Below are 14,048 nucleotides of genomic sequence, written 5' to 3'. Positions count from 1 at the left end.
TTGTATTCAATTATATTTGAATAGTGATAATTTATCATCAATAAATATTAATCAAAAAACGACTCTAATGCTACTTTTTAAAAGACAATTACTTATCGTTTTCCTTACATTTTCAATGCTGGGATTTGCTCAAAAATCTGCGGTTTATACAAGTGAGTTAAAAGATTACCAAAAGGCATTAACCTTATACAATAACAAACAATACAAAGCGGCACAATCCCTGTTTGACGATATTAAATACAACACAGACGATGCTGTTTTACAGTCAGACTGTTCGTATTACATTGCCAATTGTGCTGTACGATTAAATCAACGAAATGCAGATGATCTTATAACAGATTTTGTTGAAGAATACCCAACAAGCACAAAGCGAAACACAGCGTTTTTGGATGTAGCAGATTACTATTTTGAAAATGGTAAATACGCCTATGCTCGCAAATGGTATCAAAAAGTGGATGAGTCTAGCATAGCACGTACTGAGCGCGAGCGTTTCAATTTTAATTACGGTTACACCTTATATTCTACAAATAGCAAAAAAGAAGCAACAAAGTACCTTAACCGTGTTGCAGATTCTAAGGAATATGGCTCGCAAGCCAAGTATTACATTGGTTACATGGCTTATGAAGGCGATGATTACGATACGGCAAATGAGTATTTCGATCAGGTGAGTGATAATGAAAAGTACAAAGAAAAGCTGTCGTATTATCAAGCCGATTTAAACTTTAAATTAGGAAAGTTTGAAAAAGCCATAGAACTTGCTTTAGAACAATTACCAAGCAGTAGAGGTGAAGAAGAATCTGAGCTCAATAAAATTATAGGTGAAAGTTATTTTAATCTAGAAAAATACGAAGAAGCCATTCCTTATCTTCAAGCTTATAAAGGCAAAAAAGGAAAGTGGAGCAACACAGATTATTACCAAATAGGTTATGCTTACTACAAGCAAAATGATTTTGAAAAAGCCATTTCAGAATTCAATAAAATTATAGATGGTAACAACTCTGTTGCACAAAATGCTTATTATCATTTGGGTGAAAGTTACATTAACCTAGAGAAAAAACAAGAAGCATTAAACGCTTTTAGAAATGCATCTGAAATGGATTATGATTTAAAAATTCAGGAAGATGCTTGGTTAAACTATGCTAAGATTAGTTACGAAATTGGTAACCCTTACCAATCTGTACCGCAAGTATTAGCAGGTTATTTAGATAAATATCCAGATACAAGCTACAGAGAAGAAATAGAAACTTTACTGATTGATTCATACATCACATCAAAAAATTACAAGGAAGCCTTAGAGTTATTAAAAGGTAAAAACAGTTTTGAAAACAAAGTGGCTTATCAAAAAGTAGCTTTTTTAAGAGGAATTGAATTGTATAATGAAACCAAGTATAGCGAGGCTTTGGAGTTATTTAATAACTCTTTAAAAGAACCTAGAGATCCTGTTTTTGTGGCTAAAGCTACCTTTTGGAAAGCTGAAACTGAATATAATTTAACAAATTATAACGATGCTTTAATTGGATTTAAACAATTTGCAGGCATGTCTGAAGCTTCAGGACTATCTGAGAATGAAAACTTAGACTACAATTTGGCCTACACGTATTTCAAATTGAAAGACTATACAAGCGCATCAACCTATTTTCAAAAATTTATTGATAAAAATTCTAGCGATAGACCACGACGAAACGATGCTTATTTAAGATTGGCAGATGGCTATTTTGTGTCTAGTAAATACCAAAATGCTATCAATGCTTACGATAAAGCCATTCAGATTAATGAAATTGAAACCGACTATGCAGCGTTTCAAAAAGCGATGAGTAATGGCTATTTAGGCAAAGGATCTACAAAAATTTCTGAGCTAAATTCATTTATTGAAGCATATCCTAAATCAGCATTGCGAGACGATGCTATGTACGAGTTAGCAAATTCTTATGTGAAGTCTAACGAGACCGATAAAGCGATGCAGATGTACGACCGATTAAATTCGGAATACAAACGTGGTGCTTTCACTTCAAAAGCTTTATTACGTCAAGGTTTGGTGTATTACAATGCCAATGATAATGAGCGTGCATTAACTAAGTTTAAAAAAGTAGCATCCGATTTTCCAAATTCTGGTGAAGCTGTTCAAGCAGTATCTACAGCACGTTTAATCTATATAGATTTGGGTCGTGTAGATGAGTATGCAGCTTGGGTTAAATCTTTAGATTATGTTGAGGTGTCTGATGTAGAGTTGGATAATACTATGTATTTGGCAGCCGAAAAGCCATACTTAGAAAACGATACTGAGAATGCCATTCGTCAGTTTAATAAATATTTAAATCAGTTTCCTAATGGTATTCATGCGTTAAAATCGCATTTCTACATTGCACAATTATATTACAAAAAGGGTTTATTTGAAACCGCTCAACCACATTACAAGTATGTTGTTGATGCATCAAGAAGTGAATATACAGAGCAGGCAACAGTGAAACTTTGTGAAATTTACTTGAATGATTCTAACTGGTCTCAGGCGATTCCAGTTTTAAAAACTTTAGAAGCTGAAGCAGACTATCCTCAGAATGTGTTGTATGCGCAGTCTAACTTAATGAATGCGTACTACCAAACTGAAGATTATACATCTGCTGAAAATTATGCCGAAAAGGTATTGGCAAATTCTAACTTAGATACAAAAGTGAAGAGTGATGCTAAGATCATTATTGCACGTTCTGCTATAAAAACAGGAAACGAGGATAAGGCAAAAACAGCTTATGCAGATGTAGAAAAAATCGCAACAGGAAGCGTTGCAGCAGAAGCTCTATACTACAATGCGTATTTTAAAAATAAGGAAGGTAAGTATGAAGCATCAAACACAACCATTCAAAAATTAGCTAAGGATTATAGCAGTTACAAATATTATAGTGCTAAAGGTTTGGTAGTTATGGCGAAGAATTTCTATGCGTTGGGTGATGCGTTTCAGGCGAATTATATTTTAGAAAGTGTGATTTCTAATTTCCCAGAGTTTGATGATGTGGTACAAGAAGCACAACAAGAACTTAACAAGATTAAAACCGAAGAAGCTAAAACAAATTCATCAATCGAAACTGATGATAACTAAATTCCTGCGTAGGCAGGAATCTCAAAATCGGCTTTCCAAAACCAATATTTTAGCTATGAAAAGCTTTAAGAATTACATATCACTTTTAATGCTATTAACAGCAATGTTTTCTTTCATGTCTTGTGAAGACAATAATAATGAAGAAGAAGAGCAAGTATTTGATTGCTGTGGAAATACCTCACTAGATAATTTAGACGTTAATAACTTAGATGAATCTTTAGGTGAAATTGTACCTCATGAAGTAATTACAGTAAATGGTGATGCTATTAATGATAGGTTTTTTCCCACTAATATTCAATTCTACCCTAATAATCAGGTAACAATATTTAATTCGAATGATGAAATTGTATTTTCTGAAACAGGTTATGGGCAAAATGGTGTGATTTTTCCAGATAATCCAAATTCAACAAGTCTTCCAGAGGGAACATATCGTTATATTATTGTCGTTGAAAATGAACAAACCTACGTTAATAATGGTTTTTTCTGTTTAATAAAGCCTTATAATATTGATGACCTTCCAGAATATGAAGGACAGTTTACAACTTGTGTGGCAGCAAGTGAATTTGATCCTTTTTTATTATAATATTCAATCAAAACATTAAATATGAAAATCAAGTTTTTAATTTTTATAATCACCATATCAAGCAGTTTATCAATAGTAGCTCAAGAACGAGCAAAGGACACTATTGATGATCAGGTAGTAAATGTAGTAACACCTTACAAACCTACAATTTCAGATGCCTTTAAAATTAAGGATACTCCAAAATTACAAGACTCTAATTTGGTAAAGAAAAAAGAGGTGAAGTACAATATTTTTTCTATTCCTGTGGCTTCAACTTTCACGCCTGCAAAAGGTAAAGCAGCAACGGTTGATAAAGCAAAAGACGTTAAGTTATACGATAATTATGCATCGCTTGGAGTGGGTACTTATACTTCAATTTTAGGGGAAGTATATCTTAATCATGAGCTAAGTAATTCTGAAAATGTTGGAGGTTATTTCAGTCATCATTCTTCTCAAGGTGGAATTGAAGATTTATTGTTAGATGACGATTTTTCTACCACGCATTTAAATGCGCATTATTCTCAAAAGTTAAGAGATTTTTCGTGGAAAGTAGATGGAGGTTTCGACTTAATGACTTACAACTGGTATGGTTTGCCACAGAATTTCTTTGGACAAACGGAAGCTGATATGATAGATTCTAGTCACACGTTTAATAGTTTTTATTTAGGTGGAAAAATTAATTTTGAGGATGCTATTATCAACGATGGTAGTGTGCGTTTTAGACGATTTGGCGATAATCAAGATTCTGGTGAAAACCGATTTGTAGCCAAGGCAGGTTTTGATATTCCTGTGCAAGGTGAAACGATTAATACCGAGCTTTATATAGATTATATAGGTGGAAGTTTTGATATGGATTATTATGATTTAGGCAAAATAAACTATGGAAATGTAACTGTTGGTTTATCACCATCCTATCAGTTAACTCAAGATGATTTAACGGTAAATTTAGGAGTAAGGTTAGTCTACCTTAATGATACTGAGTTTAGCGATAACAAGTTTTTTATCTATCCAAATATTGATGCGTCGTATCGCTTGGTTGACGAAATTTTAATTGCCTATGGTGGAATTACAGGCCAATTACAACAAAACTCTTATTATGATTTTGCTACTGAGAATCCGTTTGTGTCTCCTACATTATTTGTGGCTCCAACTGATCAGCTTTATAAAGGCTTTTTAGGTTTAAAAGGAAAATTGTCTAATAATGTGAGTTATAATGTGAAAGGAAATTACTATGCTGAGAAAAACAAAGCACTTTTTAAAGCGAATGATGCCAGAGGAGATGCTTCAAAAGATTACCAATATGGTAATTCATTTGGTGTAGTGTATGATGATGTTACTACCTTTTCTGTTGCTGGTGAATTAAACATTGATGTAGATAGAAACTTTACGCTTGGCTTTAAAGGAGAGTATTTTAATTACAATATGGATAACGAAGCCGAACCATGGAATCTGCCAAATGTAACAGGTTCTATTTTTATGGATTTACAAATATCTGAACAATGGTACGCAGGTGCAAGTGCCATTTATGTTGGAGAACGAAAAGATCAACAAGATTTGGTAGCTACATTATTGCCACAAGATCCTAGTCCTGTTATAACTTTAGATAGTTATTTTGATGCTAATGCACATGTAGGTTATAAGATTAACGACCAGTTATCTGTATTTGCAAAAGCAAATAACATCCTTAATCAAGATTACCAGCGTTACTTAAACTTCCCTGTTCAAGGCATTCAGTTTTTAGCAGGAGCTACGTATCAATTTGATTTTTAATCTTAAACAATTAATATGAAAGTCAATAACCTAAGACTTGATAAATCCTGTAAAGAGAATTGGGATAAAATGTTGCCCAATAACAATGGAAGGTTTTGCAAAATATGTTCAAAAACAGTTATTGACTTTACTAAGCTCACACGGGATGAAATTCAGCAAAAGTTGAAAGAAGCTAATGGCAATTTGTGTGTAAAAGTTACTAAGACTCAGTTGTCATCACCTATTTTGTTAAATAGTGAAAAGTCGAAAGAGTTTAAACTACCATATTCAAAAGTTGCAGCAAGTGTCATGTTGGTTGCTTCTTTAAATAGTATACAAGCTTGCAAAGAATACTCTGAAGAACAAAAAATAGAATTAACAACCGTAAATCCATCTAACAGTTCTAATAATCTTCACAGTAAAGAGGATTCAAGACCAATAAAAAAAAATACAACAACTTTTCAAGGTAAGGTATTTTCTAAAGATAAATTGCCCTTGCAAAACACAAAAATCACTTTTTTTACATTAAATAAGATTTATATAGCATTCACTGATCATCACGGACTTTTTAAATTGGAAATCCCTAATGACATTTTAGATAATAAAAATGTTATTAGATTGTCGTTTGATGAAATTATTTTATCAAAAAGGGATGAAAACAAAAACATTGGACTAATTGAGTATTATGAAAATGATGATTTGATTTTGTCGAAACAAGAAATGTCAAAAGACTTTGTCTTTTATGCAGAACCAGACGATTTGTATTTAGGAGGGATAGGATTATATGCATATGAAGAAGAAAATAACCCTTTAGTTATTATGGATGGTGTTGAAGTACCCTTTAAAGAATTTCAAAATTCTCGATTTGGTAAAAAAAGCACTTGTAATTTAGAAGACAAGGAGTATTATCATTTTGATTCCGATGCTGCAAAAGCGCTATGTGGAGATAAAGCAAAATACGGATTATATTTATTTTACTCTAAGGATTTGTAATCCTCGCTAAATAATCAAAATGCTCGCCATCCAAAACTTTTTCGCATTTAAGACCCACGGTTTGGCAAGCTGTGTTTAGTGTTTCGAAATCAAGGTAGAGCCATTTCATTGGCGCTTCTTCTTCGCCTTTATAGCTAAAGAAATAATCAAGTTCTCCAATATAACCACTGTTTAAATCTAACCAAGTACCACCATCTTCATCTTCGTACATATATGAAATATCAGATGAATCGATTAAAATTTGTCCGTTTGGTTTCAATAAAGATTTTAGATGGCTTAAATATTTAGCAACCTGTATTATTTCTTGAAAAATACCAGTACCATTCATTAAAAGCAGAATGGTGTCAAACGTATCTGTTTCTTCTAATAACGCAATGTGTTCGGCATTTTTTAGACCTCGTAGGTTACAAACTTCAATAGCACCTTTAGAGCTGTCAATTGCTTTTATATTAAATCCTTTTTCTTGTAGCCATAGCGTGTGGTTACCAGCACCACACCCAACATCGAGGATTTTACCTTTGCTTAGCTGCAAAGCTTTTTGCTCTAGTTTAGGCATTTCAGAATAATTTCTAAATAAATACGGAAGAGGTAATTCATCCTTATCAGATATGTTGGTCCATGTGACAATATCTTCAGAATAATTGCCATTCTGATAGTCTAATAGTGCTTTTCCAAAGATGTCTTTCGTCATAGTTTTTTTGTTATGCTGAACTTGATTCAGCATCTCATTCTGTTTATATTTACAATATGCAAAACCAAATCAATAATCTGCCAAAGCTCGCCAAAGATAAGCATAAGGAAAACAAAACCTTCTTTGCAAAACTTAGAAAAAAGCCACCAAAACAATTAGACTACATTATGCAAGAGTTGCATGAAGAAGAGTTTGAGCGTACGGATTGCTTGCAATGTGCTAACTGTTGTAAAACCACTGGACCTTTATTTACGGATAAGGATATTCAGCGCATATCTAAATCTTTTAAAATGAAGGAACAGCAATTTATAGATCAATATTTACGTGTTGATGAGGATAATGATTATGTATTGCAGTCTGTACCTTGTACATTTCTAGATGCGGATAACTATTGTATGATTTATGACGTAAGACCAAAAGCCTGCAGAGAATTTCCGCATACAGACCGTAAAAAGTTTCAGCAAATTTCTAATTTAACTTTAAAGAATGTAGCTATTTGTCCTGCAGCTTATAATATTGTTGAAGAAATGAAAAAAAAGATTTCGTTTTAACCTATGGAAGATAAAGATTACAAAGTTTGGTTGTCAAATGCAAGAAAGAATGATAGAGTAATTATCGTAACGGATTCAGATATCTACAAAGGGAATCCGAGAGAAGATACAAGTATCTACAGGTCTAATATCAATGAAGAAAAATTAAGAAACTTATTTTCCATTCCATATACATATATCAAAAGTGTTGAAAATCAAGAAAATGTAAATTATATCAAAATTTATTATGGTAATGACTTAGAGGAAGAATTGAATATTACAGACAAAGATGTAAAGAACGAAGTTTTTGATTATATTAAAACAAAGTTGCCGCAATTCAAATATTCTAAAAAGCTTCCAGCTGAGTTTAAATATGTTAAAGGACCAGCTTTTGCAATGATATCCGTATTGGTTTTATTTGTTTGGACTATGTATTATACAGTACAATTGAGTAATGGAGTAGAGTATGAATTATCTGGAGGAAGACCTGGTTTGGCAAGCATTGTTTTTTCTATAGCTAATTTGGGTTATTTTAAGGTTATAATAATCTATCTTGTACTATTCTTTTTAGCATTTTTTTCTTTGATAAAGCGAATAAGTACAAGAACTGAAACAGAGTATTTGGTTAGATAAATTTTAAAATAAAAAAATCGGTTTTATTAGGAATGATTTTTGATACAATTTTTTGAAAAAACGTAACATGAAAAACGCTCTACTTAAATTATTGCTTGTTGTTTTGATGACAAACACAGCTTCTGCACAAGAATGGATGAAAAATCTTGAAGTAGCACAAGCGCTGGCGAAAGTTCAGAATAAAATGGTATTAATGGTATGGGAGGAAACCACAAGCTATCAATATCCTGTAATCGTAAAAGATGATAAAGGAAGAACCATAATAATAAATAATTTATTTGAAGATGAAGATGTAAGTCCGTTGATTTGGCAGCATTTTGTTCCGGTAATAGTATCAGAAGATAGGTATGCAGATTTGTACGAAAAAATAAAAGATAAGCGCAGTCAAAAATATATAGACAAGTTTAATGACGATAGTATAAAGATTATGGATATTAATGGTAATATTCTTAATGTAGATTACTTAACAGAAGACCTTCAGGATATCACCACTATAATTCAGCGTTATGCTTTAAACACAACATTTATTGCACAAGAGCTTCAGGATTATAAACAAGATAAAAATTTTTATTCGGCTTACTTTTTAGCTTCTAAGTATTTAGATTTAGGGATGTATGTAAATAAAGATGTTAGGGCAAATATTGTTGAGTTATCTAACATTTATCTAGAGGAAGCTAAGCGTTTGGTTGCACAGGAAGATCAAAGTGAACAGAAAGGATTGTTACAGCGCTGTGATTTGTTAGAGCTTCAAGAAGAATTGTTATTAAAGCGACCAAAAAAAGTCATTAGACAATTAAAAAAACTAAAAGAAGAAGAGCTTGTAGAAAGCAATAAGCCATTCATTGCTTTTTTGTATTACACGGCTTACATGAGTAATGATAAACCAGAAGATGCGGAGCAATGGAAATCTCAAATTTCTTCAGTAAATTTGAAAAAAGCGCAGCTGATTATAAATCTAAACAAATAACCCTTGGAAACCATTATTAACTACTTTGATACGATTCCATCTTCGCACCGAAGTATCATTCTTATAGGCGGATTAACACTTTTTTGGTTGCTGGAAAGTGGTTTGCCTTTATTCAAATTTAAATATAACAAATGGCAGCATGCCTTGCCTAATTTGTTTTTTACGCTTACAACGGTTATCATCAATTTTGCTTTGGCTTCTTTATTGTTTTGGTCTTCAAAATGGGTTGCTGAACATAATTTCGGAGTTATCAACTGGCTTTTACCAGATGAACAACCGTTATGGCTTTACGTTTTACTAGGTATCTTGTTATTAGACTTTTTTGGTGCGTATTTATCGCATTTTGTTGAGCATAAAGTAAAACCACTTTGGATGGTGCATTTAGTACATCATACAGACCATAAAGTAGATACAACAACTGCCAATAGGCATCATCCTATTGAGAGTGTTATTCGTTTTGCTTTTACATTGTTTGGTGTTTTTGCTGTAGGTACACCATTTGCTTTAGTAATGTTATATCAAGCTATGTCTTTAATTTTTACACAGTTTACACACGCTAATATCAAACTGCCTAAAGGTTTGGATAAAGCCTTGAGCTACTTTATCATCTCGCCAGATATGCACAAGATTCATCATCATTACAGATTACCTTATACAGATTCTAACTATGGAAATATTTTCAGTATTTGGGATCGTTTACTTGGTACTTACATGTATATGGATAGAGAAAATCTGGTTTACGGAGTAGATGTTTTTCCAGATGAGGTAAAAAATGGTCAGATAAAAGAACTATTGAAACAACCTTTTCAGAAATATGAAAAACCGACACTTTCTGCAGATGTTGAGGAGTAGCATTATACTTATCTTAGTTATATCTCTAATGAGCTGCAATTCCGAAAAACAATTAGATATACAAGGTCACAGAGGCTGTAGAGGATTGTATCCAGAGAACTCCATACCAGCTTTTGAAAAGGCCATTGTGTTAGGAGTTACTACCTTAGAGTTAGATATAGCCATTACAAAAGACAAGGAAGTTGTAGTGTCTCATGAGCCTTTTATGAGCAGAACAATTTGTTTTAATTCTGAAGGTGAAGAGATTTCTGAAGACATGGATATGAAGCATAATCTTTATGAGATGACCCACAATGAGATTAAGCAATTTGATTGTGGTACAAAACTTCATCCGACATATCCAGACCAAAAGAAACTAAAAACCTACAAACCACTTTTATCTGAAGTTTTTGAACTTGCAAAGACTAAAAATCCTGATATTAAGTTCAATATTGAAATTAAATCTAAGCCAGAATATTATGGTATTTATACACCACAGCCAGATGAGTATGTAAAGATTGTTTTAGATGAAATTGAAGAAAGTGGACTTTTCTCAAATGTAAATTTGCAGTCATTTGATTTGGTGATTTTAGAAGAAATAAAGAAACAATCTCCAAACATGCCAGTTGCGCTTTTGGTAGATGAAGATGAAACTATTCAAACAAAGCTTGAAAAACTATCTTACAAACCAGAAATAATAAGTCCATATTTTAGATTATTAACTTCAGAAATTATTAATGAATACCACTCTAAAGATTTCCTAATCATCCCTTGGACAGTCAATGAAGAACAGGATATGTTTAAGATGCTAAGATGGAATGTGGATGGCATTATCACAGACTATCCTGACAGACTTTTAGAAATTCGTTCCAATAAACGTTATTAACATATTGTCAACAAAAAATAGTAATTCCTCTAATTTCTGTGTAGTTGGTGGATATTTTATCCTTTCATTCAATTATCCGATTATGTTTGCGATGGATTAATTAATTAATTAAATACTGTTGAGCTAAATAAACGTAGTCTAACGTAAAGCTTTGCTGTAGTGAAAAATTTAATCCGAATTCTCCTCATTGTTGTCCTTGTTTTTTTATTGAGTTTTACGCTAAATGCTCAAGAACAATACGCTAAATTAGAACCCAACAGAAATATTCAAGCAAAGGGATTAATTCATAAGTTGAATGAAACCAAGGATACTTTAATTCTGCAAAGCGATAAAAAGATAAATTACCTTTATTCTATTAACAAAGACTACGGAAGAGATTTTGATGTCTATGTAGACACTACATTTTATAAATTTCCATTAAACAAATTGCCAAAAGGGAAACATGTGTTTGTGGCTGTACAGTCGCCAAAACGCATAGTATTTGTGGTTAAAATTCTTAAACAAATCCCTAAAGAAGATCCGTTAGAATTACCCTCTGAAGCAATAGTCGCTACCGAATCTAAAAAAGTGGTGTTAACTGAAAATAATTAATCGTAAATTAAATATTTCGCTCTAATTGCTTTAAAAGCCTCTAAATCATCTTTCCAAGTTGCCCTAATGGCTTCTTCGCTCATTCCAGACTCTATTTGTTCTTGTAGTTTTTCCGTGCCAGCATGTTTCGTAAAGTTAGCAGTATTAAACACTTTACTTTTGTCTGTAGCATTATTGTAAGCTTCAATGACATACTTTAATGTAAAACGTCTTTCAGCTTTTATCTTAGATAAATCTTCGCCATAACACAGTACATCTTTGTGTTTAGGATATTTTGAGCCAAAGTTAGGTTGTGGAGTATATGTAAAGGTATAATGTGACGCATCTAAAAAAGGTGCGCCATAAAGCTGAAACTGAAACTCAGTACCACGACCAGCATTGATGTTTGTGCCTTCAAACAAACCTAAACTAGGATATAAAGTTATCGATTGGTCATTAGGTAAATTTGGAGAAGGTCTTATTGGTAAACTATAGGTGTTTTTATGGTTATAGTTTTCCATATCCACTACAGTAATATCACATTTAGCATTGTTTTTTAACCAGCCTTCACCATTAATCATTTTTGCATATTCGCCAATCGTCATTCCATGAACCAAAGGAATGGTATGCATACCCAAAAAGCTACTATGCTCTTTTTCTAACGTCGGACCATCAACATAATTTCCATTAGGATTTGGACGATCTAATATGAGAAGTTTTACATTGTTTTCAGCACAAGCTTCCATCACATAATGCAACGTAGAGATATATGTGTAAAAACGTACGCCAACATCTTGAATATCAAAAATCATAATGTCTAAATTCTCAAGTTGCTCGGCTGTTGGTTTTTTGTGTTTCCCATGAAGTGAAAAAATTGGTAATTGTGTTTTTACATCTATGCCATCTTTTACACTTTCACCAGCATCAGCTGTACCTCTAAAACCATGTTCTGGAGAAAATACCTTTTTAATATTTATACCTCTTTCATGCAAAGAGTCAACAATGTGGACATAATTTAACACTGTAAACTTTCTTATTTTTTGTCTGAAGATAACACTTGTCTGATTGGCCACAATGCCAACACGTTTCCCTTTTAATAATGGTAAATAAATATCTGTTCGGTTAGCACCAACTATAAATTTTTTAACATCATTCTTTTCTGTCACACTGAGTGCAGTCGAAGTGTCTTCTGTCTTCTCACTTCCATCTTCCAATTTCTTACTTCCTCCTTTTCCTGCGCAAGAAATCGCTACCACAACAAATAATAAAACTGTATTTTTGAAAACCTTAAAACGCATAAAAAGAAAATTTGAATTTCGAACTGTTTATAGCTAAACGCATTATTGGCAATAAAGCGTATAAAAGTAGTGTTTCGGCACCAATAATTAAAATTGGCATTGCTGCAATTGCTATTGGTATTATAGTAATGCTTATTGCTATAGCAACAGGTTTGGGGCTCCAACAAAAAATAAGAGATAAGGTTGTGGCATTCAATGGTCACATAGAAATCACGAATTACGATACTAATGCGTCGGACGAATCTCAGGTGCCTATTTCTATAAATCAGGAATTTTATCCAAAGTTTAATGCTGTTGAAGGGATAACACATATACAAGGTGTTGCTACAAAATTTGCGGTTATAAGAACCGAAACTGATTTTGAAGGTGTTGTTGTAAAAGGAGTAGGGTCGGATTACAAATGGGACTACTTTAAAGAGTTTTTGGTAGAAGGTAGAGTGCCAGATTTTTCAGGAAAACGCAACGAAGAAATTATAATTTCATCATATCTGGCTAATCGTTTAGGTTTTAAAGTAGGTGATAAATTTCAAACTTTATTTGGAGAGGATCTTAATAAAATACCTCGCATTATCAATTATGAAATTGTAGGTATCTATAATTCGGGTTTTCAGGAATTGGATGAAAAATTCTGTATTGCTGATTTGCGACACATTCAACGTTTAAATAAATGGGAAGCAGATCAAATAGGGAGTTTTGAGGTGTTTATAGAAGATTTTTCGGAAATCGAAGAAAAGTACGAGGAAGTTTTCAAGGAAATCCCATCATTATTAAACGCAACTCCAGTCAACCAAAAATACTATACCGTTTTTGAGTGGATAAAAATATTTGAGTCCAATATCAACATTATCATTGCTATAATGATTATTGTAGCAGGTATTAATATGATTACAACATTGTTGGTGCTTATTTTAGAGCGTACCAACATGATTGGTATTCTCAAGGCCTTAGGAAGTTCTAACTGGTCAGTAAGAAAAATATTTCTCTATAATGCTTCTTATTTAATTGGTTTAGGATTACTATGGGGAAATCTTATAGGTTTAGGGTTGTTGTTTGCTCAAAAACATTTCAAGTTATTTCCGCTCAATCCAGACACTTACTATGTTAGTGAGGCACCAGTGTATTTAAATTGGGATTATATTTTGATTTTAAACGTTGGTACTTTTGTTGCGTGTCTGTTAATGCTTTTAATACCGTCGGTGATAATTTCTAAGATTTCGCCAGTAAAAGCTATTCGTTTCGATTAAAAA

The 14,048-nt window shown here is 32.6% G+C and carries 13 protein-coding genes; 11 read left to right on the top strand and 2 right to left on the bottom strand.

Annotated elements, in window-relative coordinates; all coding sequences use genetic code 11:
• Positions 1–67: 67 nt before the first annotated feature.
• The 4 genes from MST30_RS01305 to MST30_RS01290 are packed head-to-tail and all read left to right on the top strand — an operon-like array spanning position 68 to position 6,395.
• The gene (locus MST30_RS01305; protein WP_243472606.1) at positions 68–3,091 is read left to right on the top strand and encodes a tetratricopeptide repeat protein; all 3,024 of its coding nucleotides are present in this window, start codon (positions 68–70) and stop codon (positions 3,089–3,091) included.
• 55 nt (positions 3,092–3,146) lie between these two features.
• Positions 3,147–3,674: a T9SS type B sorting domain-containing protein gene (locus MST30_RS01300; RefSeq protein ID WP_243472605.1), complete on the top strand. Its 528-nt coding sequence runs from the start codon at positions 3,147–3,149 to the stop codon at positions 3,672–3,674.
• A gap of 21 nt (positions 3,675–3,695) precedes the next feature.
• Entirely contained in the window at positions 3,696–5,423 is a 1,728-nt protein-coding gene (locus MST30_RS01295) for a TonB-dependent receptor (RefSeq protein ID WP_243472604.1), read from the top strand.
• Positions 5,424–5,438: 15 nt separating this feature from the next.
• Positions 5,439–6,395 carry a hypothetical protein gene (locus MST30_RS01290; protein WP_243472603.1) on the top strand — a complete coding sequence of 319 codons (957 nt, stop codon included), beginning with the start codon at positions 5,439–5,441 and terminating at the stop codon, positions 6,393–6,395.
• Here the strand turns inward: MST30_RS01290 and MST30_RS01285 are convergent.
• Positions 6,382–7,086 carry a class I SAM-dependent methyltransferase gene (locus tag MST30_RS01285; protein ID WP_243472602.1) on the bottom strand — a complete coding sequence of 235 codons (705 nt, stop codon included), beginning with the start codon at positions 7,084–7,086 and terminating at the stop codon, positions 6,382–6,384. The genes MST30_RS01290 and MST30_RS01285 overlap by 14 nt on opposite strands.
• 56 nt (positions 7,087–7,142) lie before the next feature.
• Here MST30_RS01285 and MST30_RS01280 point away from each other — a divergent pair, with 56 nt between their 5' ends.
• The 6 genes from MST30_RS01280 (at position 7,143) to MST30_RS01255 (ending at position 11,524) form a co-directional block, all read left to right on the top strand.
• Complete coding sequence (locus tag MST30_RS01280) at positions 7,143–7,637, top strand: YkgJ family cysteine cluster protein (RefSeq protein WP_243472601.1); 495 nt, start codon at positions 7,143–7,145, stop codon at positions 7,635–7,637.
• 3 nt (positions 7,638–7,640) lie between these two features.
• Entirely contained in the window at positions 7,641–8,249 is a 609-nt protein-coding gene (locus MST30_RS01275) for a hypothetical protein (RefSeq protein WP_243472600.1), read from the top strand.
• A gap of 67 nt (positions 8,250–8,316) precedes the next feature.
• Positions 8,317–9,216 carry a hypothetical protein gene (locus tag MST30_RS01270; protein ID WP_243472599.1) on the top strand — a complete coding sequence of 300 codons (900 nt, stop codon included), beginning with the start codon at positions 8,317–8,319 and terminating at the stop codon, positions 9,214–9,216.
• A gap of 3 nt (positions 9,217–9,219) precedes the next feature.
• Positions 9,220–10,068, top strand: coding sequence for a sterol desaturase family protein (locus MST30_RS01265; RefSeq protein WP_243472598.1), 849 nt, complete (start codon positions 9,220–9,222; stop codon positions 10,066–10,068).
• A gap of 28 nt (positions 10,069–10,096) precedes the next feature.
• The gene (locus MST30_RS01260; RefSeq protein ID WP_243472597.1) at positions 10,097–10,933 is read left to right on the top strand and encodes a glycerophosphodiester phosphodiesterase family protein; all 837 of its coding nucleotides are present in this window, start codon (positions 10,097–10,099) and stop codon (positions 10,931–10,933) included.
• A gap of 159 nt (positions 10,934–11,092) precedes the next feature.
• Positions 11,093–11,524, top strand: a complete 432-nt coding sequence (locus MST30_RS01255; RefSeq protein ID WP_243472596.1) for a hypothetical protein — start codon at positions 11,093–11,095, stop codon at positions 11,522–11,524.
• Here MST30_RS01255 and MST30_RS01250 read toward each other — a convergent pair.
• Positions 11,521–12,801, bottom strand: a complete 1,281-nt coding sequence (locus tag MST30_RS01250) for an exo-beta-N-acetylmuramidase NamZ family protein (protein WP_243472595.1) — start codon at positions 12,799–12,801, stop codon at positions 11,521–11,523. The genes MST30_RS01255 and MST30_RS01250 overlap by 4 nt on opposite strands.
• An 11-nt stretch (positions 12,802–12,812) precedes the next feature.
• Here MST30_RS01250 and MST30_RS01245 point away from each other — a divergent pair, with 11 nt between their 5' ends.
• Positions 12,813–14,045 (top strand): ABC transporter permease, encoded by a 1,233-nt coding sequence (locus MST30_RS01245; protein WP_243472594.1) that lies wholly within the window; start codon positions 12,813–12,815, stop codon positions 14,043–14,045.
• The last annotated feature ends 3 nt before the right edge of the window (positions 14,046–14,048 follow it).

It is taken from the genome of Winogradskyella sp. MH6 (genome assembly GCF_022810765.1).
In the GTDB taxonomy this organism is placed as follows: Bacteria; Bacteroidota; Bacteroidia; order Flavobacteriales; family Flavobacteriaceae; genus Winogradskyella.
Note: the sequence above shows the minus strand (reverse complement) of the source record. Positions and strands in the feature narration are given on the sequence as shown.

Bases quoted from the DNA above. Each gene is read 5' to 3' on its own strand.
- MST30_RS01305 (WP_243472606.1), top strand. From the start codon at position 68: ATGCTACTTTTTAAAAGACAATTACTTATCGTTTTCCTTACATTTTCA.
- MST30_RS01300 (WP_243472605.1), top strand. From the start codon at position 3,147: ATGAAAAGCTTTAAGAATTACATATCACTTTTAATGCTATTAACAGCA.
- MST30_RS01295 (WP_243472604.1), top strand. From the start codon at position 3,696: ATGAAAATCAAGTTTTTAATTTTTATAATCACCATATCAAGCAGTTTA.
- MST30_RS01290 (WP_243472603.1), top strand. From the start codon at position 5,439: ATGAAAGTCAATAACCTAAGACTTGATAAATCCTGTAAAGAGAATTGG.
- MST30_RS01285 (WP_243472602.1), bottom strand. From the start codon at position 7,086: ATGACGAAAGACATCTTTGGAAAAGCACTATTAGACTATCAGAATGGC.
- MST30_RS01280 (WP_243472601.1), top strand. From the start codon at position 7,143: ATGCAAAACCAAATCAATAATCTGCCAAAGCTCGCCAAAGATAAGCAT.
- MST30_RS01275 (WP_243472600.1), top strand. From the start codon at position 7,641: ATGGAAGATAAAGATTACAAAGTTTGGTTGTCAAATGCAAGAAAGAAT.
- MST30_RS01270 (WP_243472599.1), top strand. From the start codon at position 8,317: ATGAAAAACGCTCTACTTAAATTATTGCTTGTTGTTTTGATGACAAAC.
- MST30_RS01260 (WP_243472597.1), top strand. From the start codon at position 10,097: ATGAGCTGCAATTCCGAAAAACAATTAGATATACAAGGTCACAGAGGC.
- MST30_RS01250 (WP_243472595.1), bottom strand. From the start codon at position 12,801: ATGCGTTTTAAGGTTTTCAAAAATACAGTTTTATTATTTGTTGTGGTA.